27 protein-coding genes and 1 tRNA gene are annotated in these 25,671 nt (G+C 63.6%); 9 read left to right on the top strand and 19 right to left on the bottom strand.

From position 1 onward, the window contains the following. Window positions 1–53: 53 nt before the first annotated feature. A complete protein-coding gene (locus OB916_RS01185) occupies window positions 54–1,883 on the bottom strand; it encodes an SLC13 family permease (RefSeq protein ID WP_315907447.1) in 1,830 nt (609 codons plus the stop codon). A gap of 181 nt (window positions 1,884–2,064) precedes the next feature. Here OB916_RS01185 and OB916_RS01180 point away from each other — a divergent pair, with 181 nt between their 5' ends. After that, a complete protein-coding gene (locus OB916_RS01180; protein ID WP_315907446.1) occupies window positions 2,065–2,469 on the top strand; it encodes a universal stress protein in 405 nt (134 codons plus the stop codon). Window positions 2,470–2,683: 214 nt separating this feature from the next. On the opposite strand, the gene OB916_RS01175 is transcribed toward OB916_RS01180, so the two are convergent. Together OB916_RS01175 and sod are read right to left on the bottom strand one after the other, a co-directional pair. Beyond that, window positions 2,684–3,418 (bottom strand): ArsR/SmtB family transcription factor, encoded by a 735-nt coding sequence (locus tag OB916_RS01175; protein WP_315907445.1) that lies wholly within the window; start codon window positions 3,416–3,418, stop codon window positions 2,684–2,686. A 215-nt stretch (window positions 3,419–3,633) separates the two neighbouring features. Beyond that, complete coding sequence (gene sod / locus OB916_RS01170; RefSeq protein ID WP_315907444.1) at window positions 3,634–4,245, bottom strand: superoxide dismutase; 612 nt, start codon at window positions 4,243–4,245, stop codon at window positions 3,634–3,636. 133 nt (window positions 4,246–4,378) lie between these two features. On the opposite strand from sod, the gene OB916_RS01165 reads away from it, so the two are divergent. Next, window positions 4,379–5,131 (top strand): MBL fold metallo-hydrolase, encoded by a 753-nt coding sequence (locus OB916_RS01165; protein ID WP_315907443.1) that lies wholly within the window; start codon window positions 4,379–4,381, stop codon window positions 5,129–5,131. On the opposite strand, the gene OB916_RS01160 is transcribed toward OB916_RS01165, so the two are convergent. The 6 genes from OB916_RS01160 to OB916_RS01135 form a co-directional block, all read right to left on the bottom strand. Continuing rightward, window positions 5,128–6,282 (bottom strand): sensor histidine kinase, encoded by a 1,155-nt coding sequence (locus OB916_RS01160; RefSeq protein ID WP_315907442.1) that lies wholly within the window; start codon window positions 6,280–6,282, stop codon window positions 5,128–5,130. The genes OB916_RS01165 and OB916_RS01160 overlap by 4 nt on opposite strands. 75 nt (window positions 6,283–6,357) lie before the next feature. After that, window positions 6,358–7,425 (bottom strand): mRNA surveillance protein pelota, encoded by a 1,068-nt coding sequence (locus tag OB916_RS01155; protein WP_315907441.1) that lies wholly within the window; start codon window positions 7,423–7,425, stop codon window positions 6,358–6,360. 69 nt (window positions 7,426–7,494) lie between these two features. After that, window positions 7,495–8,235 carry an isopentenyl phosphate kinase gene (locus OB916_RS01150; protein ID WP_315907440.1) on the bottom strand — a complete coding sequence of 247 codons (741 nt, stop codon included), beginning with the start codon at window positions 8,233–8,235 and terminating at the stop codon, window positions 7,495–7,497. Continuing rightward, window positions 8,232–9,221 carry a mevalonate kinase gene (mvk, locus tag OB916_RS01145; RefSeq protein ID WP_315907439.1) on the bottom strand — a complete coding sequence of 330 codons (990 nt, stop codon included), beginning with the start codon at window positions 9,219–9,221 and terminating at the stop codon, window positions 8,232–8,234. The genes OB916_RS01150 and mvk overlap by 4 nt, the downstream gene beginning before the upstream one ends. 70 nt (window positions 9,222–9,291) lie before the next feature. After that, the gene (locus tag OB916_RS01140; protein WP_315907438.1) at window positions 9,292–9,615 is read right to left on the bottom strand and encodes a hypothetical protein; all 324 of its coding nucleotides are present in this window, start codon (window positions 9,613–9,615) and stop codon (window positions 9,292–9,294) included. Between the two features lie 90 nt (window positions 9,616–9,705). Continuing rightward, window positions 9,706–9,936, bottom strand: coding sequence for an Lrp/AsnC family transcriptional regulator (locus tag OB916_RS01135; RefSeq protein ID WP_315907437.1), 231 nt, complete (start codon window positions 9,934–9,936; stop codon window positions 9,706–9,708). A gap of 91 nt (window positions 9,937–10,027) precedes the next feature. Between OB916_RS01135 and OB916_RS01130 the strand changes: the two genes are divergently transcribed. Together OB916_RS01130 and OB916_RS01125 are read left to right on the top strand one after the other, a co-directional pair. Then, on the top strand, window positions 10,028–10,711 hold the full coding sequence (locus OB916_RS01130; protein ID WP_315907436.1) for a potassium channel family protein: 684 nt from the start codon (window positions 10,028–10,030) through the stop codon (window positions 10,709–10,711). Between the two features lies 1 nt (window position 10,712). Further along, window positions 10,713–10,943, top strand: coding sequence for an Lrp/AsnC family transcriptional regulator (locus OB916_RS01125; RefSeq protein WP_315907435.1), 231 nt, complete (start codon window positions 10,713–10,715; stop codon window positions 10,941–10,943). 25 nt (window positions 10,944–10,968) lie between these two features. On the opposite strand, the gene OB916_RS01120 is transcribed toward OB916_RS01125, so the two are convergent. Next, window positions 10,969–11,487, bottom strand: coding sequence for a DUF5813 family protein (locus OB916_RS01120; RefSeq protein ID WP_315907434.1), 519 nt, complete (start codon window positions 11,485–11,487; stop codon window positions 10,969–10,971). A 207-nt stretch (window positions 11,488–11,694) separates the two neighbouring features. Here OB916_RS01120 and OB916_RS01115 point away from each other — a divergent pair, with 207 nt between their 5' ends. Continuing rightward, complete coding sequence (locus tag OB916_RS01115) at window positions 11,695–11,943, top strand: hypothetical protein (protein WP_315907433.1); 249 nt, start codon at window positions 11,695–11,697, stop codon at window positions 11,941–11,943. Then, window positions 11,940–12,335: a PIN domain-containing protein gene (locus OB916_RS01110; RefSeq protein WP_315907432.1), complete on the top strand. Its 396-nt coding sequence runs from the start codon at window positions 11,940–11,942 to the stop codon at window positions 12,333–12,335. The genes OB916_RS01115 and OB916_RS01110 overlap by 4 nt, the downstream gene beginning before the upstream one ends. 437 nt (window positions 12,336–12,772) lie before the next feature. Here the strand turns inward: OB916_RS01110 and OB916_RS01105 are convergent. The 8 genes from OB916_RS01105 to OB916_RS01070 all read right to left on the bottom strand — a co-directional run bounded on the left by OB916_RS01105 (window position 12,773) and on the right by OB916_RS01070 (window position 21,103). Next, a tRNA-Leu gene (locus tag OB916_RS01105) sits at window positions 12,773–12,857 on the bottom strand. Window positions 12,858–12,906: 49 nt separating this feature from the next. Then, window positions 12,907–13,452, bottom strand: a complete 546-nt coding sequence (locus OB916_RS01100) for a DUF7529 family protein (RefSeq protein WP_315907431.1) — start codon at window positions 13,450–13,452, stop codon at window positions 12,907–12,909. A 129-nt stretch (window positions 13,453–13,581) separates the two neighbouring features. Further along, window positions 13,582–13,932 carry a DUF7555 family protein gene (locus OB916_RS01095; protein ID WP_315907430.1) on the bottom strand — a complete coding sequence of 117 codons (351 nt, stop codon included), beginning with the start codon at window positions 13,930–13,932 and terminating at the stop codon, window positions 13,582–13,584. 31 nt (window positions 13,933–13,963) lie between these two features. After that, complete coding sequence (locus OB916_RS01090) at window positions 13,964–15,301, bottom strand: ABC transporter ATP-binding protein (RefSeq protein WP_315907429.1); 1,338 nt, start codon at window positions 15,299–15,301, stop codon at window positions 13,964–13,966. Continuing rightward, complete coding sequence (locus OB916_RS01085) at window positions 15,298–16,380, bottom strand: ABC transporter ATP-binding protein (protein WP_315907428.1); 1,083 nt, start codon at window positions 16,378–16,380, stop codon at window positions 15,298–15,300. Before OB916_RS01085 ends, OB916_RS01090 begins: the two co-directional genes overlap by 4 nt. Next, window positions 16,380–17,930, bottom strand: a complete 1,551-nt coding sequence (locus tag OB916_RS01080; protein ID WP_315907427.1) for an ABC transporter permease — start codon at window positions 17,928–17,930, stop codon at window positions 16,380–16,382. Before OB916_RS01080 ends, OB916_RS01085 begins: the two co-directional genes overlap by 1 nt. Further along, window positions 17,930–19,018: an ABC transporter permease gene (locus OB916_RS01075; protein ID WP_315907426.1), complete on the bottom strand. Its 1,089-nt coding sequence runs from the start codon at window positions 19,016–19,018 to the stop codon at window positions 17,930–17,932. Before OB916_RS01075 ends, OB916_RS01080 begins: the two co-directional genes overlap by 1 nt. A gap of 231 nt (window positions 19,019–19,249) precedes the next feature. Next, a complete protein-coding gene (locus OB916_RS01070) occupies window positions 19,250–21,103 on the bottom strand; it encodes an ABC transporter substrate-binding protein (RefSeq protein WP_315907425.1) in 1,854 nt (617 codons plus the stop codon). Window positions 21,104–21,398: 295 nt separating this feature from the next. Here OB916_RS01070 and OB916_RS01065 point away from each other — a divergent pair, with 295 nt between their 5' ends. Further along, a complete protein-coding gene (locus OB916_RS01065; RefSeq protein WP_315907424.1) occupies window positions 21,399–22,226 on the top strand; it encodes an alpha/beta hydrolase in 828 nt (275 codons plus the stop codon). A 360-nt stretch (window positions 22,227–22,586) separates the two neighbouring features. After that, window positions 22,587–22,808 carry a hypothetical protein gene (locus OB916_RS01060; protein ID WP_315907423.1) on the top strand — a complete coding sequence of 74 codons (222 nt, stop codon included), beginning with the start codon at window positions 22,587–22,589 and terminating at the stop codon, window positions 22,806–22,808. 32 nt (window positions 22,809–22,840) lie between these two features. On the opposite strand, the gene tsaA is transcribed toward OB916_RS01060, so the two are convergent. Further along, entirely contained in the window at window positions 22,841–23,395 is a 555-nt protein-coding gene (gene tsaA, locus OB916_RS01055) for a tRNA (N6-threonylcarbamoyladenosine(37)-N6)-methyltransferase TrmO (protein WP_315907422.1), read from the bottom strand. Between the two features lie 425 nt (window positions 23,396–23,820). Between tsaA and OB916_RS01050 the strand changes: the two genes are divergently transcribed. Beyond that, complete coding sequence (locus OB916_RS01050) at window positions 23,821–25,671, top strand: hydrolase (protein ID WP_315907421.1); 1,851 nt, start codon at window positions 23,821–23,823, stop codon at window positions 25,669–25,671.

Raw genomic sequence — 25,671 nt, 5'->3', positions numbered from 1 at the left:
CGTCGATAATTAGGACTGGGATCACAAAGTGGTATGCCCGCCGACGGTCTCGATCAGACTCCCCAGATCGCCGCGATACCGAGCGTCGTCACCACGGCGAGCAGCAACTGCAGCGGCGCACCGATCCGCACGTAGTCGGTGAACCGATACCCGCCCGGACTGTAGACCATCAGGTTCGTCTGATAACCCATCGGGGTCATGAAGGCCGTCGAGCCCGCGAACGTGACCGCCAGCACGAACGCGAACGCGTTCGCACCCAGATCCGCCGCCGTCGAGACGGCGATCGGCAACACCAGCGCGACGCTGGCGACCGGCGTGATGAGGTTCGCGAGCAATCCGGTCAGCAGGTAAAACAGCGCGACCGTGCCGATCGCGGGCAGCACCGTCGACACGTCGGTGATGTGTGCCGCGAGATACGCTGCCGCGCCGGTCCGGTCCATCGCCAGCCCGAGCGGGATCACGCCCGCGAGCAGGAAGATGACTTCCCAGTTGACGGCCGCGTAGGCCCGTTCCGGATCGATGATGCCGCCGAGGACCATCGCCACGACGCCACCGAGCGCCGCGACCGAGATTGCCAGCAGATCGGCGGCGGCGACCGCGATCACGCCGAGGACGATCCCGATCGCGAGCCCCGCCTCGCGCCAGTCGATCGGCTCCGGCTCCGGGAGTCCGTCGCCGACAGCTTCCGTGACGAGCAGTTCGCCCGTCTCTTCGAGGTGGTCGATCCCGCTCTGCGTCGCGTAGATCAACAGTCCGTCCCCTTCAGAGAGTCCCACGTCTGCAACGTCTTGGACGACAAGGGACCCACCGCGGCGAGCGGCCAGCACCGTCGCGTCGAATCGCTCTTCCAGGCGAGCGTCGCCGACCGCCTGCCCGATCAGTCCCGACCTGCTCGGCACGATCACCTCCGCGAGCGTCCCCCGGCCAGAACCCAGCGCCAGTTCCTCTTCGGTCACCCTGGCCTGCGGAAGCCGACGCAGCCCGGCCACGTCGACAAACGACTGGGCGGCCGGCGCTTCCGCCCGGATCGTCAGCACGTCACCGGCCTTGATCGCCCGGTCAGAGCCGGTGGCCACGAACGTCTCCCCGCCACGGAGCAGCTGCAGGATCTTGACCGCGTCCGTCCGGGCTTCGGCCGGCGTGAGACCGACCACCGACGACGACTCCGGGACGTACACCCTGGAGAGCCGTCCCCCGAGACCGAACTCCTCGGTGAGGTCGTGAGGCTCGATTCGGGACGGCAACAGCAGCGGCCCGACCGTCAGCAGATAGACCGAGCCGACCGCGAGCACGAGCAGTCCCAGCGGCGTGAACTGGAACATCGAAAACGGCGTGCCGGCCACACCGAGATCGGCGGCGACCGAACTCGCGAGCAAGTTCGTCGACGTGCCGATCAGCGTCAGCGTCCCGCCGAGCATCGCGGCGTAGGACAGGGGGATGAGGAACTTCGAGGGCGAGGTGTGGGTCCGATCGGCCAGGTCCGTGATCATCGGGATGAAAAGCGCGACGACCGGCGTGTTGTTGACGACGCCGGCCAGCGGCCCGGTGATACCGACGGTCGCGCCGAGCAGTCGCCCTCGGCTGTCGCCCGCGTACCGCGCGACGACGTGTTCCAGCTGGTCGACCACGCCCGTCCGCTGGACGCCCGCGCTGAGGATGTACATCGCGAGGATCGTGATCGTCGCAGTGCTGGCGAACCCGGAGAGCGCGGCCTCGGCGTCGACGCCCGTGTAATCCTGCAGGACGACCAGCGAGACGAGCACCGACAGCGCCGTGATGTCGCTCGGGATCGCCTCGCTGACGAACAGCACGACCGCCGCCGCGACGACCGCGAACACGACGGCGATCCCGGGCGTCAGTTCCAGACCGGCCTGCAAGAGCATTGTCCGCATTTCGTCGATGGGTCACGTCAACGTTCGGGTCGATGATCGACGGCTCCCGAATATAGTATGCAATATCAATGCATCCTAATTTCGAATAGTAGAGAGTGATACATTAGCTACTCCGTTCTCCTTGCCACCTTCCCGTAGCTATATTATCTCTGGCGTGAGAATTTACTGACAGATGTACCGGGTGCTGATGCCGATCGATGGGAGCGAGTCACGTGGGCAAGCACAGGCCGAGGCAGTCACCGCGTTTCCCGATGCGGCAGAGAGCGTCCACGTGACACTACTGTACGTGTTTGACGACGAAGACGAAAAAGAGACGACTGCTCCCGAAGAGATCGACGGCGGACGAGTAGCAGCAACTCGATTACGGGACGCAGGCATTACCGTCGAGCAATCCTCCCGCGTCGGCGACCCGGCAATCGAGATCCTCGCTGCAGCCGACGAGATCGACGCCGACCAGATCGTCCTGGGCGGCCGCAAGCGGTCCCCGGTCGGTGCGATCCTGTTCGGCAGCGTCAGCCAGTCCGTTATCACTGATGCCGACCGACCCGTCACCGTCACGGGCGAAGTGACACGTTGACCTCCGATGGCGGACCGAAAGCGAGCCAGCGGTGAGGGAGGGCCGAAAACGAGCCGGCGGTGAGGGAGGGCCGAAAACGAGCCAGCGGGGAGGCGGCCAGAGCCGATCCCGATGACCACGTGGGCACGCAGCGGGGTGACTGTGCCACCGTCGCCACCGGCGTCTACTGACGGTATAATAAAGGGTGTACCGGAAGGTCAAACAGCGTTTTGAGCTACCGGAGGTGCCAGACGAGCAGCCACAGCGCGAGGACGACCGCACCGCCGGCGAAAAACAGCAGTCCGGGTTCGATACCGGCCGCCGCGTCGGTCGCTTCCGGAGTCGACGTGACCGTCGTCGTCACGTCCGTCGCAGTCGTCGTTATGGAGTCTGTCACGTTCGTCGCTTGGAGGACGTACTCCGTCCCATTGACCGCAGTCTCGCCGCCCGACGTCGTGCCGGTGGCTCCGTCTAGCGCCGCCGTCTCGTTGCCACCCGGCACCGCGCTGCCCTCGCCGGGTGATGTTCCGGCGTCACCGTACAACCGCTGGACTGCGAGGCTCCCGATTCCGAGGATGCCGAGCCCGCCGAGTAGCCGCGAGAGGGCCGCTCTGAGACCAGTCGTGTCGTCTTCGTTGCCGGCGAAAATGACCAGCGGCTGATCCGCGGGCGCGTACACGTCCATCTCGCGGCCTTTCGCGGAATAGGCCGTGTCGACGACAGACACCGCACCGGCAGACTGGAGCTTCTCGAGGTGGTACTGAGCGTTCTGCAGGGACGTGTCCGCGCGCTCGGCCAGCTCGGAAGGTGGCGCGGGTTCCTCGTGTAGCTCGGCCAGCAGTTGCCGGGCAGTGTCCGAAGAGAGTGCCGAAATCACGTCGTCAGCGTCGTCGCTGTCGACGCCGATCACCCGTGGTTCGGCGTCGGCCTCGGCAGCCGACGTGTCCGGTCGGGAGGGCAGCAGCGACATTACTTCCCGGTAACACAGCCGATTGTATGAATCTTGCCCGTCGATCCGAAGTGTAGGGATTATCGTAGCCGGTTGGAGGAGTCCCCACGCCCGACCGAGCGGTGGAAATCGATTGCACCAGCGAAATCGATGGATTGCTACGATAATCCCTATCGCTCCCTGCGAAGAGAGACGTCACTCCGGAAGGTTCGAAAAACGAAGGAAGTTGAGCCGACTTACTCGATCCGGCTGACGACTTTCTCGTACTGTTCGGCGACGTTGTCCCAGTCGACGACCTCGAAGAACGCGTCGATGAACTCGCCGCGCTTCGGGCCGTAGTCGTAGTAGTAGGAGTGCTCCCAGACGTCAAGCGCCAGGATCGGGTGTGAGCCCCACAGCGCGCCCTGGTCGTGCTTGTCGACGACGAGGTTGCGCAGCTGCTTGGCAACGGGGTCGTATACCAGCAGCGCCCAGCCACCGGCGGCACCCGCAGCGGCCTCGAATTCACCCTTCCAGCCCTCGTAGGAGCCGAAGTCTTCCTCGATGCGCTCGCGGAGTGCGCCGTCCGGTTCGCCGCCGCCGTTGGGATCCATGTTCTCCCAGAACAGCGTGTGCAGGTAGTGACCGCTGCCGTTGTGGGTCACGCTGCGGATCGCGCTTCCCGACGAACCGAACTCGCCGGCCTCACGGTTCGCCGCGAGCGTCTCTTCGGCGCTTTCGAGGCCGTTCACGTACCCCTGATGATGGGTGTCGTGATGCCAGGTCAACACCTGCTCGGAGATGTGTGGCTCCAGCGCGTCGTAGTCGTACGGGAGTGGGGGTAGCTCGGGTTCTGAATGCTCGCTCATCGGAATATCACCGTCTGTATCATCGGCCGGTAACCTGTTAAACTTTGAGGAAGCATTCGGTAACACACCACACGAACAGCCTGACGGCGGGACGACCGTCACGCCTTTTCGCCACCGACACGATACCCAGACTATGGACGTGACGTTTCTCGGGACGGGCAGCGCGATGGCGACCGGCGACCGGTTTCAGACCGGCCTGTTGCTGGAGGCCGGATCGGATCGACTGCTACTCGACTGTGGGAGTGGCATCCTGCACGCGCTCGGGCGGACCGATGCGGGATACGAAAGCGTGGACACGGTGCTTTTGACCCACCACCATCTGGACCACGTGTCGGACCTGCTGGCGCTGTTGAAAGCGCGCTGGCTCGCCGGCGCCGACTCGCTTTCGGTCGCCGGCCCGCCTGGCACGTCGACGCTCGTGGACGATCTGCTCGACGTCCACGAATACCTCGACGGCCGCGTCGATCTCGCGGTCCGGGATCTGACGGGTGAGCCGTTCTCGCTGGCCGGATTCGACGGTCGAACGATCGAGACCACCCACTCGATGCAGTGTTTCGCGTATCGGCTCACTCATCCCGACAGCGACGCCACGTTCGTCTTCAGCGGCGACAGTGCGGCCGCGCGCGATCTGCTCGCGTTCGCCGACGGGGCCGACGTCCTCGTCCACGACTGTTCGTTTCCCGACAGCGTCCAGACGGATAATCACGCGACGCCGACGCAACTGGGACGTGCGCTGCGGGACGCTGACGCGTCGTTCGAGCGCGTGTATCTGACCCATCTCTATCCGCACACGGACGGGCACCACGAGGAAATGCTCGACTCGATCGGCAAGTACTACGACGGTGACGTCCGGTTCGCGTCCGACGGGCTGACGATCAGCCTCTAGACGCGCTGGAGCGTCACCCGAAACTCCGCCCCGCCGTATTCGCTGTCGGTCACTTCGACTGCCCCGCCGTAGGATTCGGTCAGCGTGCGCACGAACCCCAGGCCGAGCCCCGTGCCGTCGCTACTCGGGCCTTTCTCACCCATCTCGAACAGTTCGTCACGGATCTCCGCTGGGATCCCGCTGCCGTCATCGGCCATCCCGACGACCACGCTCGACGGCGTCGCCTCGGCATACATCGAGACCGTGACACCCCCCTCGTTGTGCACGGCCGCGTTCGAGAGCACGTTCTGGAAGACCGAGTCCAGCAGGTCGCCGCCGTAGACCCGATAGTCGAATTCGGCCGGATCGAACTCGACAGTGAGTGACTCGTACTGTGAGTGGGTGGTTTCGACGACGGACGCGAGTGCGTCCCTGAGGTCGCGCGGCACGGGTTCCGCTTCGGCTTCGAGCCTCGAAACGAGGTTACCGACGCGCTGGATGAGATCGCTCGAACTCTCGGCTGCACGACATATCTTCCTCGCGTAGCGCTCGTGGTCTCCCTCGAGCTCCTCGACGAGGATATCGGCGAACCCGGAGATGACCTGCAGGTCGTTGCCGAGGTCGTGACGTAACAGCCGGTCGTACAGCTCGACCATCTCCTTTCGCTTGGCGAGGTCCGTGCGCGCTCGCTCGAGTTCCTGATGTGATCGAATGTTGCTGATCGCGGTCGCGGCGTGTGACGCGAGCATCTCCAGCGGCGTGGCGTAGCTCTCGCCGATGTCCTCGTTCGTGGCCGTTCTGACAACGAGCACGACCACCACGTCGTCGACGATCGTCGCCGGCACGGCCAGCGCCGCCTCGGCGCCCGAATCGGTAGGCACACCAGCCTCACTGTCGGTCTCAGTCGTCGTCTCACCGGACTCGACGGCCGCCCGGGCGACCGGTCCTGGCTGATCCCCAGCACTCCGGTCCAGGCGTGTGCTCTCGATAATCTCGGGTTCCCCTTCCCGGACTTCGATAAACGTCGTCGACTCGAAATCGAACAGCAGTGACACCGCCTCAAGAGTGAGCGACACGACTTCTTCGACCGTTTCGCAGCTGTTGAGTGCCTGCCCGTAGTTGTTCAGGTCTGCGACCTGGCGGGCGAATTCCGGCTGTTCCTCGAATGACATCTGTTCGCTGTCAGTCCAACTATTCTGTCATCAACGTATGACGACAAAATCGTTTCGGTCGCCGTCGCGTGGTTGTCAGGAGATGCGATATCGAAGGAGCGCGGCGATCCCGCCGAGATTCGATAGTTGCTGGCCGGGGTCGAACTCGCCCGAAAAGACGGTCACGCCCCCGCCTTTCTGTTCGGTCGTCTCGATGATCCGATCGGCGTCCAGGTCCCACTGATCCCCGCCGGACCGCTCGGATCGGAGGTGTTCGTCAAGGACGAGCAGGTGTTCGATTGCGCCGTAGTCGGCCGCTTCGGCGACTTCGTCTGGTCCGTAGGCGACCGGCTCGTCGGTCGCGATCCGTTCGGTCAGTTCGTCGATCAACTCGGCCTCGTTCGCGATACGGGTCTCCTGCTGGATCTCCTCGACTGCGCCGCGCTTGAGGACTTCGTGGACGCCCCGATCCCCGACGGCGCTGGTATCGACGGTCGTGATCGACTCGGCCAGTTCCGGGGCGCTGTCCTCGATGTAGTCCAAGGCGTCCTGTTTCGTGAACCCCGGGCCGGCGAGGACGATCGCGTCGACGTCGAGGCGAGTCAGGACGGCAGTCAACTCCTCGAACAGCTCTTCGCGTGGCCGGGCGTAATCGCCCTTTCCGGTCGGACCGGAGATGCTCGCGCGCTCGTCGGTCCCGTACTGAGCGATCGTGTGCACGTAGGCCTGTCCCTCTTCGACAGTCGCGATGGCGACGTCGGGGTTGTCGGCGGCCTCCTCGGCCTCCTTGAGGCGGTCGAGCTGGTCCGGATTCCAGACCTTCTCGATGTCGAGTTCGGTGTGCTCCTCGACGTTGATCGTGTGATGGAGGCCGAGCTGGTCTTCTCGCGAGCAGTCGGCGATGACGCCGGAGACGCGCAATCGGTTGGCGAACTTCGCGAACTCGACGTCCTCAACGTCCAGTTTCACCCACAGGTGTTCGCGCTCGCCGCCCGTGTCCCGCAGTTCCTCCTCGTTGCGCTGGATGCGCCGCGTGGTGTCGCCGGCGACCTGATCGCCGGGGTCGATGACGTGCGAGAGGTGCCACAGGTCGTCGAGGCTCTCGGGGACGACGGTGATCCGCTCGCCCCCACCTTCGACCGGCTGGCGCTCTGCGATTCGCATATCCCTCGTTCCGGCTGGCGTCGGTAAGTGCCTGCTGATAGTGTCGTCAGTGTCAACCGCTACGACCGATCAGCGCTCGCGATGGACGAGCGTTCCGGGACGGCCACCGGACAGGAACGTCCGCAGGTCCGCGGGACCGAACACCGACGCTGGCGTCTCGAGTTCCAGCAGCGCCCGTATCTTGGCGGCCATCCCGCCGGTCACGTCGGTCGCCTCGCTCTCACCAAGTGCCGACGCGACCGTCTCGAAATCAGTGATCCGGTCGATCACCTCGCCGCCGTCGAGGACGCCGGGGACCGTCGAGCAGACGCCGACGCGATCGGCTCCCAGTCGCTCGGCCAGCAGGGTGACGATCTCGTCGCCGCTGAGGATCGTCGCCCCCTTGTCAGCCTGGACGACCACGTCACCGTGGGTGACTGGCACGAACCCCTCGTCGAGCATCGTCGCGACCGGTTCGCCCGGGAACGCCGTTCGTCCGTCGCTGTCCCTGTAGGCGACCGAGAGCGGGCGGACAGGGAGCGCCGGCACGCCCCGGTCCTGCAGCGCCTCGACGACGGCGTCGTTCAGTGCCCCCATGGCGTCGTGGATCTCGCGGACGCCAGCGGCGTCGTGGGTCCCGTTCGTGTCGGTGACGCCGTGGGCGGCGGCGTGTGGATGGCCGAAGCTCCCGCCGCCGTGGATCACGACCAGCTCGTCCGCGTCCGCGTCGGCGACGGCGTCGGCCGCGTCCGCCAGCGTCGCCCGATCGACCGTCTCGGGTTCGTCCTTCTCGGTGACGACGCTCCCGCCGAGCTTGAGCACCGTCGTCACGGTTCCACCCGGACTCCTTCGGTGTCCAGTTCGGCCCGGAAGACAGACTCACAGCCCTGCGTGTACCGCAGGGCCGTCTCGGTTCCATCGTCGGGATCGAGCGCGACGATACAGCCGCCACCGCCGGCCCCAGTCAGCTTCGCCCCGAGCGCGTCGCCCTCGCGGGCCGCCCAGACCATCGCGTCGAGCGTGCGCGAGGAAACGCCCAGCGCGGACAGCAGGCCGTGGTTGAAGTCCATCAGCTCACCCAGTTCCTCGAGGTCCCCCGCGGCGAGCGCCTGCTCGCCCCGACGGACGACGTCACCGATCGCGGCGACGGTGTCGGCGGCGAAGTCGTACTCCTCGCGCAGGTCCCGGACCCCGGCGACCAGCGCACCGGTATCGCCCGAGCCGCCGTCGTAGCCGACCACGAACGGCAGGTTCGGTACGTCCTCGATCCGACGGCAGTCGTCGCCCTCGACGCGGACCGCACCGCCCATCGCCGAGCAGAACGTATCTGCGCGGGAGGCCTGGCCGTCCTGGACCTCGTACTCGACCCGATAGGCGCGGTCGGCGATCTCCGCGGCGTCGAGTTCGACGCCCAGTTCGCGCGTCGCGGCGTCGATAGCGGCGATCACGACCGCTGCCGAGGAGCCGAGCCCGGCACCGAGCGGGATCGCACTCTCGATCGTGACGTCGAATCCGGCGTCGGGTGCGTCGGCCGCATCCCGGGCCTGCTCGACCGCCTCGTTGACGTAGCCCATCCCCTCTTCGAGCAGAGGCTCGGCGACGTCCACGTCCGGCGTTCCGGTCGCGTCGCCGTCGTATTCGACGGTGAACCCGTCGAGCGTCAGGTCGGTCGCGTTGACTCGCAACTTGTCGTCCCCGCGGCGTTCGGCCGTGACGCGGGCGCGACGTTCGATCGCACAGGGAACGGCAGGCTCACCGTAGACGACCGCGTGTTCCCCGAAGAGATACACCTTCCCGGGGGCGCTGGATGTGACCATACCCGTCCGTTGCAGTCCGGGGCACAAAGTGTGTTTCCAAGTACCGATCACGTCGCCGGCCGTTCCGATCTCACGTCGCCCGCCGGTCGGGCACTTCGATCTCTTCGGGCGCGGGCATCCAGAAGTAATCGAAGGTCGCCCCGAGCGACAGCGGCAGGGCGACAACGCCGAGGACGACTACCGCCGGCGAACCGAGGTTCGGACCCAGACCCAGGGCACCCCCGAGCACGAGCGTCAGCGCCAGCAGCACGATCGAGCCCACGAACGCGACGTACACCAGACTCCCCCAGGAGGTCGCCAGCCGGACTCTGAAAAACCGGGTCAGCAACGCCGCAACGATGCTGTTGAGGAGAAGAATGATTGCGAGCCCGATCGCGTCCGCGACGCTGACCATACCTGGGATACTGACTCGACACTCTTTGACGTATCGCTGGAGGCAATGTGCTCCGGGCGAGTACTGACGGTGTGCCTCGGGTGAGGCCCGCTACTCCAGACAGATGTACGTCCGCGTGTCGGACACACCATCGAGCGCACGGATATCGCCGGAGACCGACTGCATGACGTCGTAGACTCCTTCGCCTGCAGTCTCTGCGATGATGTCGTACTGACCGGCGACGATGTGTGCCTCTTCGACACCCTCGACTGCACGAATCGACTCCAGGAGCACCTCTGACTTCCCTGCCGCCGTCTTGATCATGACGAACGCCCGTACCATTATGACGTATGATACAACACCACATAGCAAGTAAGTTGTGCCCCTGCCGCGGTGCATACCTTTATTCCCCAGGGTCAGTATATCCTACCACATGCGATACGTTATCGTGGGTGCAGGACGCGTCGGGCTGCGGACGGCCCGTGCGCTACGCGAGAGCGGCCACGAGGTCGTGCTCGTCGAGCGATCGAACGAGCGGGCCGAGCGGGCCAGAGCCGACGGGTTCACCGTCATCGAGGGTGACGGATCGCTCGAAGAGATCCTGCTGGAGGCCGACCTCGAATCGGCGGACGCGCTCGGCGGGTTGACTGGCGATCTCAACACGAACTTCGTCGCGTGCCTGATCGCCGATCACTACGGCTGTCGGACGGTCATGCGTATCGACGAGGACTACCGCGAGGAGATCTACCGCAAGTACGCGGACGAAGTCGACGAAGTGGTCTATCCGGAGCGGCTGGGGGCGATCGCCACGAAAAACGCGCTGCTGGGCGGGAACGTCCGGGCGATCGCCGACGTCGCTCAGGACGTGCAACTCGTCGAACTGACGATCAACGCGGCCTCGCCGGTTCGGGGCTACAGCATCAGCGAGCTCGAACTGCCCGCCAACACTCGCCTGCTCGCGTTCGGCAAGGAAGGCGAACCGCTTACTGTTCCGACGGACGACGTGTCGCTCGAAGACGGCGACAGTCTGGTCGTGGTCGCCGATTTCGACGTCCTCGGAGACGTCCGGAGCATCGTCGTCGGAGAAACCGGCCGTGCGGCTCCCGGAGGTGCCTGATATGGTCATCGCATACGTTATGGTCAAAGCTCACACTGGCGAAGCGGACCGACTGAAATCGGAAATCGAACGACTCGACGGCGTGGTCGACGCACACATCGTCGCCGGCGACGTCGACCTCATCGCGAAGGTCGACGTCGAGTCGCCAGCACACGTCAAAGACATCGCCGCCACCCAGATCCAGGAGATCGACGGCGTCGAAGGAACGCAGACCTATATCGCGATGGACTAGCCGATACTGCAACTGTCGCCCGCGGCTACAGCGGCGTCCCGCCGCGGTCGCCCTGCGCGCTACCGGACTGTGCCTGATTAAGCAGTCCCGCCACCGGCGGTCGGTAGTCGTACCCGGGGATGATCCCTTCGACGTAAGTCCCCTCGACGTATTCGACGAGCGTCTTCGCGACGTCAGCCGCCTGTGATTCGCTCCCGGTGGTGAAAGCGTAGGTGACCTCGACCTGCTGGTCGTCGCGCTGGACCTCGAAAGCGTCCAGTTCGAGGTTCGCACGGGTGGCCATGGGAGCGTCTTCGAGCCGGCGTTCGAGCGTCTCGAACCATCCGTCTTCGACTGCCGGCCCGACGACCTCCTCGACGACCGCCGATAGCGTTGGCACCTCGACGGTCACGACGTACCGGCGGTTCCAGTCGGCCTCGGCCCCTTCGACCGTCACTCGTCCGTCGAACACCGTCGTCGTCACGCGTGCGTGCTCGTCTGTGACCTCATAGCCGTCGTGCGTCTCGAAGGCATCCCGCACCGCGTCGGGCAACTCGCGTGTCATTGACCGCTGTAACGGCGGGACGAGCAAAAGTACGTCGTGTCGGGTATACGTAATTTCTGCAATGATATATCGGGAAACAGTCTGCGCGATCTTCGAATTGATGATATATACTTCCGTGTGGACGATGACCCGGTAAGCGCTTCGCAGTCCAAAGTAGGTGTTATCGGCGGCACAACCCTTTTAAATCGATATATCCCAATATATCGTATGGTCAAAACCATCCGAGTCTCTGAAGAGTACCACGAGTGGTTGAGTGCCCACAAGAAAGACGACGAAACGATGGAAGAGACGTTACGCCGGATGACACGCGGTCCGCATCCGGACGACGTCGCCGGGCTGCTGGCCGAACAAGAGGCGGAAAAAGCCAAAGAGGCAGTCGGCCGGCTCCGGGGGCGCGACCGCGACCGGCTCGATGCTGCACGCAGCACCTTCGAACGTGGAGACACGGACGGATGATTGTCGACGCTTCGTACCTCTTCGATCTGATGGCAGGGGATCCGGACGCGTTCGCGAAGGGTGACGAACTCGTCGAGAACGGTGAGATGCAGTGGTTGCCGACACCGGTAGTCGCAGAGGCCTACTACGGCGTTGCGACGGTCCGAAGCGAGACGACCAGCGAGGAGATACGAAACCGTCTCCTCGGGTACCCACGCGTCGATGTTGACGAGGAGATCGCTCGGACGGCCGGCGAGTTACTCGCAGCGGCAGACGACCGTGCTGGAGGCGATGCCGGCGTCGGGTCGAACGACGGATACATCGCTGCGATGGCCGATGTCCTCGACGACGCGGTCCTGACGGACAACGTCGATGACTTCGAAATCCTGGGTGTGCCGGTCGAAACCTACTGATAGGGATTAGCGTAGCCGATCGGAGGAACTCTCACTCCGATCGGGTGACCGGATCATCGTTCCCGGGCGAAATCTATGGATTTCTACGCTAATCCCTATGATACTGTCGGCTGTAACATCTCGGCAGGATTTCGGCACCCCGGATGTCAAAGATCTCCACGAACGTACAGCCGACAGTACGATAGGGATTATCATAGGAATCCGTAGATTCCGCCCGTGACATCGAACTCCGCCGCCCGGTCGGAGATGAGGATGCCTCCGGCCGGCTACGATAATCCCTATAATGCGACTCGCGTGGTTCGAATCCAACATACGCACCTCTCGCTCACGGCGTGTTCGCGACAAGTGGCTCACGGCGTGTTCGCGACAAGTGGCTCACGGCTCGCCACGCTCGCCGTTCGCCTGTTCGAGGCGCTCCCGATGGTCGCGCCTCGCTATGCGAGGGATGGGATTCGAACCCATGGACCCCTGCGGGAGCGGGTCTTAAGCCCGCCGCCTTTGGCCTGGCTCAGCCACCCTCGCGCAAGCGACACTCGGTTCCTCTGCGGAAAATCGGTTTCGATCCGGGGCGCTACATCTCGTAGGCGTAGATCCGTTCCGGATGCGGGAAGAACGCCTCGGGATCGTCGTGCTCGATCGTGCCCAGATTCGTCCCGTCGAGTTTCTTGACGTGGGTGTACATCCGCCCGCGATCCATCGCTGTCCGGACCAGCGGCGCTGCGAACTGCAACTGATAGGTTCCCGCGATGAACAGCGCGATCTCCTCGTCGTGATCGAGGCACTCCGTGACGATAAATGCGAATCCAGTCGAATCGGCTTGATAGACACCGGTCTCCTCGAAGGTCGCCCGCTCGTAAACGTCGGTGAAATCGTCCGCGTAGTTGCTCGGGATGATATACGACAGTCCCCACTCGTCTGTCTCGCCTGCTGATGGTGGCTTCGGGGTCGTATCGCCCGCAGCGATCGTGAGTACCTCATACCCCGAATCCGCACGGTCAGCGGCCATCCGCCGCATGTCGGAGATCGTCTGCTCCCAGCCGCTCTGTGCCTGCTCGCCTGCCTGTGCCAGGTGATCGCTCGGATCCGGCTCCGCCCCGTCGGGCCCTGATCGAACCATACCGATAGATCGGGCTACGGACAGATAAAGGGTGGAGAGACGCGGTGTCGACGCTCCCGTACAGACTGCTGGAAGCCCGTACCGTATCGAACGTCGTCCTGCGGTGGTCGCGGTGGATCGGTGCAGCGGTCACGCGGACACGCCAAGTCCGTACTCCAGCACGAGCGAGACGCCGAGCACGACAAGACTGGTCAGAAACACCTTCACGTCCCGGTTCACCCTGTCGCCGGCCGGGATGGGGTTGCCTCGCAACGGAGGGAACCGCTGCAGTTTCTCTTCGAACCCCCAGAGTTCGTCCGAGTCGACCGTGAACCGCTTTTTCTCGCGCCTCGGCGATTTCGGCTGGATACCGAAGCTCCCCACGCCGAACAGCAGGAAGCCGACGACAAAGAGCACATACTTCAGCGTCAACAGCCCGCTCCCGAAGAGCACAGCTCCCAGCGCACTGAGGGCAACGATAGCGGTCGAGACGGTGCTCACCCAGACAGCCAACTCGGCGATTCGGAGCGTGTTACTCGTCACTGGTACGGCGGGAGATGACCGGGTCGACATCCTCGTATTCGTTTGCGTGGCGGTGACAGTAGCTGTACCGGGCAGTTCCAGATGTCTCGTAGAATTTCGGCTTCTCACGATCGCAGACGCTACTGAATTCCTCGTAGAGGTATTCCCTCGCTTTCGACGGATAGCCCTTCTTGGCGTATTCGACGGCCTGCTCGATGTGGACTCGCACCTCCTCGGGGACGTCAACTCCCTCGAACAGATCTGACACCGCCTCCTCGAGATCGTCGAACCGCGAGAACCGGCCGACGCCACGCCTGGCGAGGCCCGTCACGCCGAGGTCCATCCGGGACCGCTCCCGGATCACTTCCCGGAACCGCTCGATGCCGTCCCAGACGTCCTCGTCGAGATGAGTATACTCCTCCGGCCGGATCTTCGCGGGACAGCGCGTCGCGAACGGACACCCCTCCGGCGCGTCACGCGGGCTCGGGGGCGTCCCCGGGAGGGTGATGCGGCGCGTCGTGTCCGTCGGATCCGGACGAGGGATGGCCGAAATGAGTGATTTCGTGTACGGGTTCGACGGGTCCTGGAACAGTTCTTCGGTCTCGCCGAGTTCCATGATCTTCCCGAGATACATCACCGCAACCCGATCGCAGATGTGGCGGACGACAGAGAGGTCGTGAGCGATGAACAGGTACGTGAGGTTGAACTCCTCCTGCAAGTCTTCGAGCAGACTGATGATCTTCGCCTGGACGCTCACGTCCAGTGCCGAAACTGGTTCGTCCAGCACGAGGAACTCCGGTTCGAGCGCCAGTGCCCGCGCGATTCCGACGCGCTGGCGCTGACCGCCGGAGAACTGGTGGGGGTACCGGAAGTAGTGCTCGTCACGAAGTCCAACCGCGGACAGCAGATCGAGTACACGCTCGCGTCGTTCCTGCTTGGTCTTCCAGTCGTGGGCGTCCAGCGGTTCGCGGATGATCTCACCGACGGTCATCCGATCGTTGAGGCTCGATTCGGGGTCCTGAAACACCATCTGGGCGTTGCGCCGCCACTCTTTCAGGTCCGAGCCCGAGAGGGTCGTCACGTCCGTCCCGTCGAATGTGATCGACCCCTCGGTCGGGGTTTCGAGTTGCAACAGCGTGCGACCGAGCGTACTCTTTCCGCAGCCTGATTCGCCGACCAACCCGAGCGTCTCGCCACGCTTGATCGTGAAATCGACCCCGTTGACTGCTTTTACCGGTGGCCCGGCGAAGAAGCCCTCGCCACCGTAGAACTTCTTGAGGTCAGTTACGTCGACCAGTACTTCGTCCCCTTGGGCGGCTGACTGCGGCCGGCTCGTCGTTTTGCTCATGTGTCTCCCTCCGTGTCGTCGTTCGCCAGCGACAGATGCTTCTCGACCCGATGCGACTCGGTTAGATCCTCCGGATAGAGCAGACACGCTGCGGTATGATCGTGTTCGTCGCTCACCGAGACATGCTGCGGTGGGACGTTCTCACAGGCGTCGAACGCTTTCGGACAGCGAGGCGCGAACCGGCAGTGGTCCGCCGGTTCGTTCGGCGTCGGCACCTCGCCCTCGATCGTCTCCAGCCCCTCCTTGCGGGAGTGCTCGCCGGGGATCGAGTCGATGAGCGCCCGGGTGTAGGGGTGTTTCGGGTTGGCAAACAGCTCCTCCACCGGTGCCTGCTCGACGATCTGGCCCGCGTACATCACGTTGACACGGTCAGCTATGTCCGCGATGACGCCCATGTCATGGGTGATAAACAGGATCGACAGGTTCCGCTCTTCTTGCAGGTCCTTGAGCAGGTCGAGGATCTGCGCCTGGATCGTCACGTCCAGGGCTGTCGTCGGCTCATCACAGATCAGAAAGTCCGGATCACAGGCCAGCATCATCGCGATGACCGCCCGCTGGCGCATCCCGCCGGAGAACTGGTGCGGATACTCGTCGAGCCGGCGTTTCGCGTCGGGGATGCCGACCGCTTCCAGCAGATCCGTCGCTTCCTCGACCGCTTCTTCGCCCGTGATACCGCGGTTTATCTTCAGCGATTCTCGGATCTGGTTGCCGACGGTGTAGACGGGATTCAACGACTGCTGGGGATCCTGAAAGACCATCCCGATGCCGCTGCCCCGAACCGACCGGTACTCCGCGTCGGAGAGTTCCGTGAGTTCCTGCCCCTGGAACTTGATCGAGGATCCCGGCATGATCCGACCCGGCGAATCGATCAGACCCATGATCGAGCGTGCGGTGACACTCTTCCCGGATCCGGACTCGCCGACGATGCCAACCGTCTCGCCGCGTTTGACATCGAAACTGATCGAGTCGACGGCCCGGATAGTCTCGCGATCGGTATAGAACGCCGTCTGGAGGTTCTCGACAGTGAGGATCGGCTCCGTGTCGCCCGCTGTCGGGTCTGCGTGCGTCTCCGAGGACATCAGCCACCACCTCCGGCTGCGGCTTCCTCACCTTCGGCACTACCACCGGCCTCCGGATCGATCGCGTCGCGGATCCCGTCACCGAGTGCGTTCAATCCCGTGACGAGGAGCACGATCATCAGTCCCGGAAGCAGCGAGATGTGCCAGGACGGACCCGACACGTAGTCCTGGCCCATCGAGATCGCCCGTCCCCAGGCCGGTGTGGGCGGCGAGATTCCGAGGCCATTGCCGAGGAACGACAATGCTGCCAGCCCGATGATGATACCCCCTGTCGACATCGACGCGTACACGAGGAGATAGCCGACGATATACGGGAACATGTGTTTTCGCATGATCGTGCGGGGCTGCTGTCCGTAGCTTTTGGCGGCCAGTATCCATTCCTCCTGGGCGACCTGTAACGCCGGACCACGGACCGCCCGCCACAGGAACGGCCAGGTGGTAAACGCGAAGATGATCGCCAACAGGAAACCGCCGTTGAGGACGTTCCCGATCCAGTGATTCGCGAAGACGGCGCTGACGAGGATCAACAACAGTAGCCGGGGTATCGAGACGACGCCGTCGGCAGTCGTCAGGATCGTCAGGTCCACGCGGCCGCTGTAATACGCCGAAAACATCGAGAAGACGGCCGCAATCAGGGCCGCTCCGCCGATCGCCAGGGCTGAAACGATCATCGTAATCCTCGCGCCGCCCATCATGAAGGTGAACAGGTCACGGCCGTTCGTGAGCGTCCCGAACGGATGGAATCGACCGTAGTCGTCGTAGGACATCGGCCCCACGTTGAACTCGGCAGATCCCTTCGACTTGGAGTTGAAGTTAGCGTCGCCCGGGAACACCTGATCGACTTCCCCGGTATCCTCGTTGAAGTAGTTGATCCGTTCGCTGTAGGGGCTCTGGATGTTCTGCTCGACCGTCGTCGGACCGAGCGCCGAACCGAACACCGCCATCGTCAAGAACAGAATGAGCACGAAGATACCGAACTTGCCCCACTGGTGGTTGCTGAGGTTGTCGACGATGTCGTCGGTCGGCGTCCAGTCCGCCTCCCGGTAGTGATCACGGTAGACGAGCCAGCCTCTGAACACCCAGTAGGCCGTGAACAGCGCGTACGCGAAGATGAGCGTCGCTCGGAGTGCCCACGCGTAAGCCGGTTCGAGTCCCAGGAACGTCCCTTCCCACGGCCCGTTCGGTCCGGTCTGGTATCCCTGATTCGGGATCACTTCCCGGCTGAACAGCGTCGGAAGGCCGTCCACGAACCCGCCAGCGTCGCGAAGTACCCCGACGACCGCATACTGGGCGTCCCGGATTGTCTGTGACAGACCGGACGACACCAGGCCGATCGCAGCGTCCAACAGGCCCGTCACGCCGATCACGACAGCGTCGAGCATGCCGAAGGCGACACCAGCATACGTCGGGAACTCGACGGCGATCAACACCAGCATCGGGACGGCCCATTTGAAGAACGGCCTCGGGTTGTTCGCGATGCGGGTATACAGCGATAGTTCGTCGCGTTGCGTGAGATCCTCTCGGATCGATTTGGACGTTGTCTCAGACATTATTGGGTATCCTCCAGACTGATACGTGGGTCGATATACGTGTACAGCAGGTCCTGTACGATGTTCACGGTGACCTGGATAATGACGAAGATGAACACGAGCGCCATCACCAGCGGGATATCAGGCCCGAGGATGGACCTGAAGAACAGGTTCCCGAGCCCGTTGATCCCGAACACCTGTTCGACGAGGACGGATCCACCGATCAGCAGGTAGAACTCGCCCATGATAACTGGCAACAGCGGGATGATCGCGTTCCGTCCGACGTGTTTGTAGATGATTTTCCGGCCGGAGACCCCCTTCGATTTGGCGGTATCGACGTATTTGGAGTTGATACTTTCGAGGACGGCCGTTCGGCCGATCCGGACCTCGTTACCCATCGACGACGAGCCGAGGACCAGCGCCGCCGGAAGGATCCACTTGAACGCGATAGCCATCGGTATGAGGTTCGGAACCGGAATCGCAAGCGCTTCGAGGAGCGGGATTCCCTCGAAGACATGATATAACGTAAACAGGTTGTTGAGGACGTCTGGTGTGCCGGTGACGGTCGTCGTCACGATGAAGTCTTTGTACCAGTCGAGGGCGCCACCAGCAGTGATCAGACCGGCGAGGATCACGGCGAGCCAGAAGTTCGGCATGGCACGCCAGATGATGCCGAAGCCGGACGCGAAGTAATCGCGGTACGTGTTCGCCCGCAGGCCAGCATACAGGCCCAGCGGAATGCCGACGAACAGCGCGATCAAGACCGACCAGAACCCGAGCCAGATGGTCGCGGGCATGCGGCCGACGATGAGATCGATGACGGGCGTCTGGCGCTGGACCGTCCAGGACTGGCCGAACTCGAGCGTGAACAGGTCCCACATTACTCGCAGGTACTGATCCCACAGCGGCACCGGTTCACCGTTCGGATAAATGATGTTTAGCTGGATCCGGAGCTGCCTGATGTCTTCAGGCGTTGCCTGCCGGCCGAGGATAGTCCCGACCGGGTCGATCGGACCCAGATAGAGGATAAGAAACGACAGTGTCAGCCCAAAGAGCATGACGGGGACGGCCAGCAGGAGACGCTTGATGAGGTAGAGTCCCCGGTTCATCGGCCGACCACCACTGTTGATGCAGACCGATTCATCCGTCGAAGGTCGGTGCCACCTCCGCCGACGCCACAGCCCGGAATCGCCTCGTCACACGCTCGAACCGCGTTGTGCGAACGAGATAACGCTGGGGGCAGACGAAGGGATGCTCTCTGAGCTAGACACATGGTACGCAAGCTTACCTGAGAAATGCAAGTGCGGAGGTTTAACTATATTGATCCGGCGGGCGCGTCGTTACTCCTGCCAGTGGGCCTGGTACCCCTCAGGACCGTCGGGGAAAACCTGTGGCGGCGTGAGGTGGAACGCCGATTCACCACGGCCCTTGAAGACGTTGCTGACGAACTGGTCGCGAGTGATGACGTAAGCCATCGCCTGCCGGACAGGCTTGGGAACCTCCTGCATGTTGAACGCGATGTAGAACGTGTCGATCGTCGGCGTCCGCGCCATGTTGACGGTCTTGCCGTCGCCGATCGGACCGTACTCACCCAGCTGTGTGACACCGTCTTCGTCCTGGAAGTTGACCAGACTCTCGTCGTACTGGGAGGTCGGGATCGCCGACACGTCCGCGTTTTCGTTGAGGAACCGGTTGTAGATGGCGTTGGGGTCGGACTGGATTCCCGTCCGGATCTCGCCGACCGCCGGTTCGCCGTCGTGGTAGTCCTCGAACGCACTCGCCCGGAACTCGCCACCGATTCCGGGTTCCCAGCTCTCGAAGACGAAGGGCCCACAGCCGACGGGGTTCGTCGAGAACTCCTGCCAGTCCATGTCGCCGTCGTAGCCCTCGATGTCGCCAACGATGCCTTCGGGGACGACCGAGAACGCCGAGTACGCCAGCACCTCGAGCGTGTAGCCGAACGCTTCCCGGAGCGTGACCGTGAAGGTGTAATCGCCGGTCGCCTCGACAGCGGTCGAGCCGGGGACGACGCCGCCATCGTCGTTTTCCTCGCGATCGATGTTGAGGACGCTGAGCGGGAAGTACGTGTTCGTGGAGTTGGTCGACTCGACGAGCCGCCGGATCGAGTAGACGACGTCGTCGGCGGTAACCTCGCCGTAATCGCCGTGGAACTGGATACCCTCCTTGAGCGTGAACTCGTACTCGGTGAGGTCGTCGCTGACCGAGTAGTCTTCGACGATGAGGGGTTCGACTTCGACGGACCCGTTGACGTAGTTCAGCGGGGCGTCGAACATGTCCATGACCTTGTCGCCACTGGCGGTGTTACCGGAGGCGATCGGGTCGAGAGAATTGAACGTCGGCGAGGTCAGGCCGAGCGTGTCGCTGCCCTCCAGGCTGTTCACGGAGGTGCTGGTTTTCGCCCGGGAGCCGCCCATCCCGCCGGGTGGGTTGTAGTCGACGCGGTCGTACCAGTAGGAGTCGGCGACGTTGTGGTAAATCGGGAGCAACGCAGCCGAGTCCCAGAGCAGTTCTTCCATCCGCCGGGTCGCTTCCGCACGGGTCTGTACGGCGTCGTCGGAATTACCCGGGTTGTTCTGAATCCTGTCGAACTGCTCGGTCATGCCGTCCCGGACCTCGGTGTCGGTGTAGGCGTCCTCGGTCCAGAACAGACGGGCGCCGTTGGGGGTAGCACCCTCGGCGCCGTAGATCGTGTTCTCCGGATCGACCAGCTGCAGGAAGTTCCGCGGGGCTGGATAGTCAGCGATCCACCCGAGCGTGTACGCCTGCATGTCCCCGTTCTCGGTCCGATCGAGCAGTTGCCCGAAGTCGGCCGAGGACCGATTCATGTCGATATAGGCCTGTTCCAGCCGTGCCTCAATCGTCGTCGCCATTTCCTCCCAGGCCGGGGAATTATACTGGAGCCAGTCCAGCTGGAAGCGGTTGTCCTCGCCGTAGCCGGCATCTTCCATTACGGACCGGGCTTCATTGATGAGATTTTCGTTAGCACCGTACGGATACGACACGCTGGATCCGGGAGTACCAGTGGGCGTTCCGTTGCCGTTACCGTTGCCGTTTCCGTTGCCGTTTCCGTTGCCGTCGTCGTCACCGCTACAGCCAGCGAGGCCGACGGTAAGGGCCGACGCACCGGTGGCCTGCAGGAACCGACGTCGCTTCATTTGGTTGTCTTCAGACATCCTGTGCAATTCATTGGCAGGGTGAGATTTAAAAGTACCGCCTGTGGAGATGAGCCGCGGGTGGTGCGAAAACGTCCCAATTATTGAGTGAGTACCCCTATTGACTGAACATATCTCCAGACATGTTGTACGTCAACAGGTATGAGAGGATCGAACTCGGCGCGGTAATCTTAAATATTAATCATTATGGGCTAGAGCGGTAACACAGTATTCTGACCAGACACCTCAGCAGTCATCCGTTTCGTGCGCAACGCTTCTGGTAAGTCTTAAGGTAGGAGCAACCGACTGGAGCCACATGGATATTTCCTGGCAGCCATATGACGGCGACCCCGACGGCACCGTCGTCGGGGACGTTCGGGTTTCCGACCCGATAGTGGCCGACTACCTCGACATCGAACGCGAACTGCTGGCGTATCTCCCGCCGAGCTACGAAGACGGCGACGAGCACTATCCGGTCGTGTACATGCACGACGGGCAGAACCTCTTCGACGAGGCGACCAGCTACGACGGCGAGTGGCAGGTCGACGAGACGATGGAACGACTGGCCGAGGAGGAGCTCGAAGCGATCGTCGTCGGAATTCCGAACGCGGGCGAAAAGCGGCCGATAGAGTACGCACCGTTCTACGACCCGGCTGCGGCCCCGGACGACGTGGATATCCCGGACGACGCCGAACCGATGGGCGACGCGTACGCCGACTGGCTCCTGAAGACCGTCCGACCGGCCGTCGAATCGACGTTTCGCGTCTCGGACGTGCGCGGCGTGTTCGGTTCGTCGATGGGTGGGCTGATCAGCCTCTATTCGTTCTTCCGGGACCCGGAGGCGTTCGCGTTCGTCGGCGCGATGAGCCCCGCCGTCGGCGGTCCCTGGCACGAGATGATCGAGTGTATCGAGGACGCCGAATACGTCGACGGTCGCGTCTACGTTGACGTCGGCGGCGACGAGTTCTCGGATGATCCCGACCTGTCAGACGCGTTCGAAAGCGGAGCCGAGCGGCTGGTCGAAACGCTGGAATCAGTAGGATACGACGAACAGCTTCGGTACGTCTACGACGACGACGCGATCCACCACGAGTCCGAGTGGGCTCGGCGGTTCCCCGACGCGATCCGGTTTCTGCTCCCGTGATCGTACAACAACAGTCGGTCGAGACGGGAGTCACGCTGCTTGTTTTGCGTTCGGACGGCGGCTAGGCTCGTCGAGGTGCAGAGTCCGCTCGAGACAGGCTAGCCGACAGAGCCACTGACAGCGGTCACCCTCACGCGCAAGACTTGCAGAGAGCGTGTCGTCGGTATACGGTGGGGCTATCGAGCTCCTGCTCACACTCCTGACATCGGTGGTACGCTTTCACTTGCATACGCTGTCTCCAGTGGAGTGAGACGTAAACAGTTTACAGAACGGGCGGGTTCTGCCTCTTTTTAGGCTCGCCAAAAACAGGGCGGGAGAGGAACGCTTTTGCTGGAGCCGAACAAATGAGGAGGGTGGACTATGAATTCCGAAGACCTCCAGGAGATGCTCGAACGGAACGGTGAACTGATGGTCGCAGTGAGCGAATTCGACCAGCCACTCGAGCTGCACCTCCACGACGCCGAGATCGGCGACGAGACAGTACGGCTCCAGCTGACCGACGGCGTCCTCGAGTTCGACGTCGACGAGGTCACCGGCGCCTGGCAGCACACCCACTCGCTTGCGGATCTCGGGCTCGAGTAACGCCAGCCCGGCTGTTTTCGGCACGTTGCTCCCTAGACGAATCGGTCGTCGGCGTATTCTCGCCCGTCTTCGTCGGCCGCAGCGGCGATCCAGCCGCTCTCGGTCCGTTCGGGCACGTCGAACTCGGGGACGAACGGTTTGACGTCCAGCAGCGGCGTCCCGTCGAGGACGTCGATTCCGGTGACGGTGAGCGTCGCGTCCTCGACGGCGTCGATGGCGACGACCGAGAGCCCGATCGAGTTCGGTCGTCGCGGTGCTCGCGTGGCGAACAGTCCGCGTTCGGTGGCATCGAGAAACGGCGTGACGGTCAGGTCACTGTCGGGTTCGCTGGCGTGAAAGTGATACAGCAGGATGCAGTGAGAAAAGCCCTCGAGATCCTGCAGTGCCGGGGCGTACTCCGGGTCGAGCTCGACGACACCGGTCGTGTCTGCAGCCACCGGGGGCTGGATCGGCATCCCCTCGGCGCGGTCGAACGGCGTCGAGATTTCGCCGATAGGCTCGTAGCTGATCGATCGTCCATACGGTGAATACCGGTGGTCCGGCAATGACAGTGGTGGTCGTCGGGCCTGGCGGTGCCCAGCCGCCACGACACATCTGTATTGCAATATCGCCGAAAATCCATTCCAGGGTTCGATCCTGGTGGGGCCGGTACATGGCACGACATTACGAGAATTGGAGCAGAATGAATAGAGACAGAAGGCTTTAGTAGTGTGGAGTGAATACAATATATTGCAACGGGGATCCGTCCCCGGCCGGGGTCGGCGTCGGGCCCCGCCCACGATCGATCGACGCGATGCCATCCACTCTACAGCGGTCGCCGGACATGCCACCCGCGACCGCCATCCCAGCCGAACCGGAACCTCTGGCCTCCCCGGCGTTCCAGTTCGGTGCTTTTCACGTACCGTCGAGCCGCAGCCGTCGCCACCGCGCCGCGACGTGAGCCACCCGTGGCAGTTCACGTGAGCCACCCGTGGCAGTTCGTTTTATACGCCCGGCGGTCACTGTCGAGCATATGGAATGGCGTGGTGCCGAAGTCGAGCCCGACGGGACACGTCCAGAACCGGAATCGTGGGCACCGGTGGACGTGCCGGGGCGCCCTGCACAGTTCGCCGGAGCCGAAGCCGTCGCCTATCGGACCGTCCTCGAGGATCCGCTCTCGGGACCGATGTCCCACGCCGTCCTGGAGCTGCGCGGCTGTTACGGCGAAACGACCGTCTGGTGTGACGGCGAGCGGGCCGCGACGCACGACATTCCGTTCACACCGTTTCGGGTTTCACTGGACCGGTGGCTCGATAGCGGAGACGAAACGACAGACGTGCGGGTGGTCTGCCGGCGGCCGACCGACGGGTTCGGCGGGATATACGAGACCGATGTGATTCCCGCGACCGAGTCCGTTCCCGGCATCTGGTGGGATGCGACACTCCGGCAGTATCCGGGCACGTATATCAATCAGTTGCTGGCGACACCGAGGCTGGAGGGCGACAAGGGACTGATCGACGTCCGCGCGACAGTCGTCGCAGACGAGCCGATCGACGATCGCCTCACGATTTCCGTCCGTCCCGCGGGGAGCAGCCGGGGACGCGGCATGATGGAGCGTGTCCCGATCGACGCCGCGGCGGGCGAGCGCGTCACCGTCGAGCACACGGTCGAAACCCGCGATCCGGCGCTGTGGTGGCCGGCCGATCTCGGGCCACAGAACCGCTACGACGTCGTCGCGAAGTTGGAAGGGATGGAGAGGACTGTCACGACCGGTTTCTCGGACGTTCGCTACGACGGCGAGACGCTGACAGTCAACGGGACGGAAACGACGCTACGGGGAGTGAATCTACTCGACGCCACGCCAGCGGACGTCACTCGCGCAGCAGCGACAAACGCGAACCTCGTGCGGACACACGCACACGTCCCCTCCCGAGAGGTCCTCGAAACCTGCGAGACCGAGGGCATGCTGCTGTGGGCCGACCTGCCGCTGACTGGCGATACGGTCCCGGACGTCGGCCGGGGGCGGGAACTCGCGGCGGCACTCGGCGAGCACTACGGCCGCGCGGCGTCGCTCGCGGCGGTCGGCGTCCACGACGATCCCGTGAACCCGTTCGAGACGCCGCTCGGATCCGGCTTGCTCGACTGGCTGCGGTTCCGCTGGCGGGCCTGGCGTGCGAGCTACGACGACTCGAACGCCCGTACGATAGCCGAGGCACTCCCGTCGTCGCTGCTCTCCGTTCCCGTGATCGGCCCACCCGGAATCGACGCGGACGCGGCGACGCTGTATCCCGGCTGGCGCTACGGGGGCGTCAGTGACCTGCACCGACTTCTCGACGCCGACGTCGTCGCCGAGTTCGGGGCCGGGTCGCTGGCGACCGACGATCCCGAGGACCTCACTGGGTTCGACCGGCGAGTACACGACAGTCACGTCGGCGACGGCCTCGAAGCGTCACAGCGGTATCAGACACACGTCGTCAAACGCGTCGCGGAAGGGCTCCGCAACGACGGCGTGTCGATCCTGGCAGCGTACGCGCTCCGGGACACCGGCGACGCGGGGATGGGCGTCCTCGGGGTCGACGGCGAGCCGAAGCCGGCGTTCGACGCGCTCGCGACGGCCTTCGAACCGATCCAGGCGACGCTCGCCGATCCGGCCGGCGACGAGAGCGACGTCCTCGTCCACAACGACCTCGACACGCGACTTACCGGCACGCTCACCTGGGAGTCGCCGGCGTCCACCGGCGAGACGGAGGTCACCGTCGGCACGAACGCGACGGCGTCGGTCGAAACGATCGAGTTGCCCGAGGGAGGGGCGGTAACGCTGACGCTCTCGGCGGCCGATCGAACCGTCGAGAACAGCTACCCGCTCGCGGGTCGAAGTTTATAG

This window comes from Halapricum hydrolyticum (assembly GCF_025517535.1).
GTDB classification, from domain to species: domain Archaea; phylum Halobacteriota; class Halobacteria; order Halobacteriales; family Haloarculaceae; genus Halapricum; species Halapricum hydrolyticum.
Note: the sequence above shows the minus strand (reverse complement) of the source record. Positions and strands in the feature narration are given on the sequence as shown.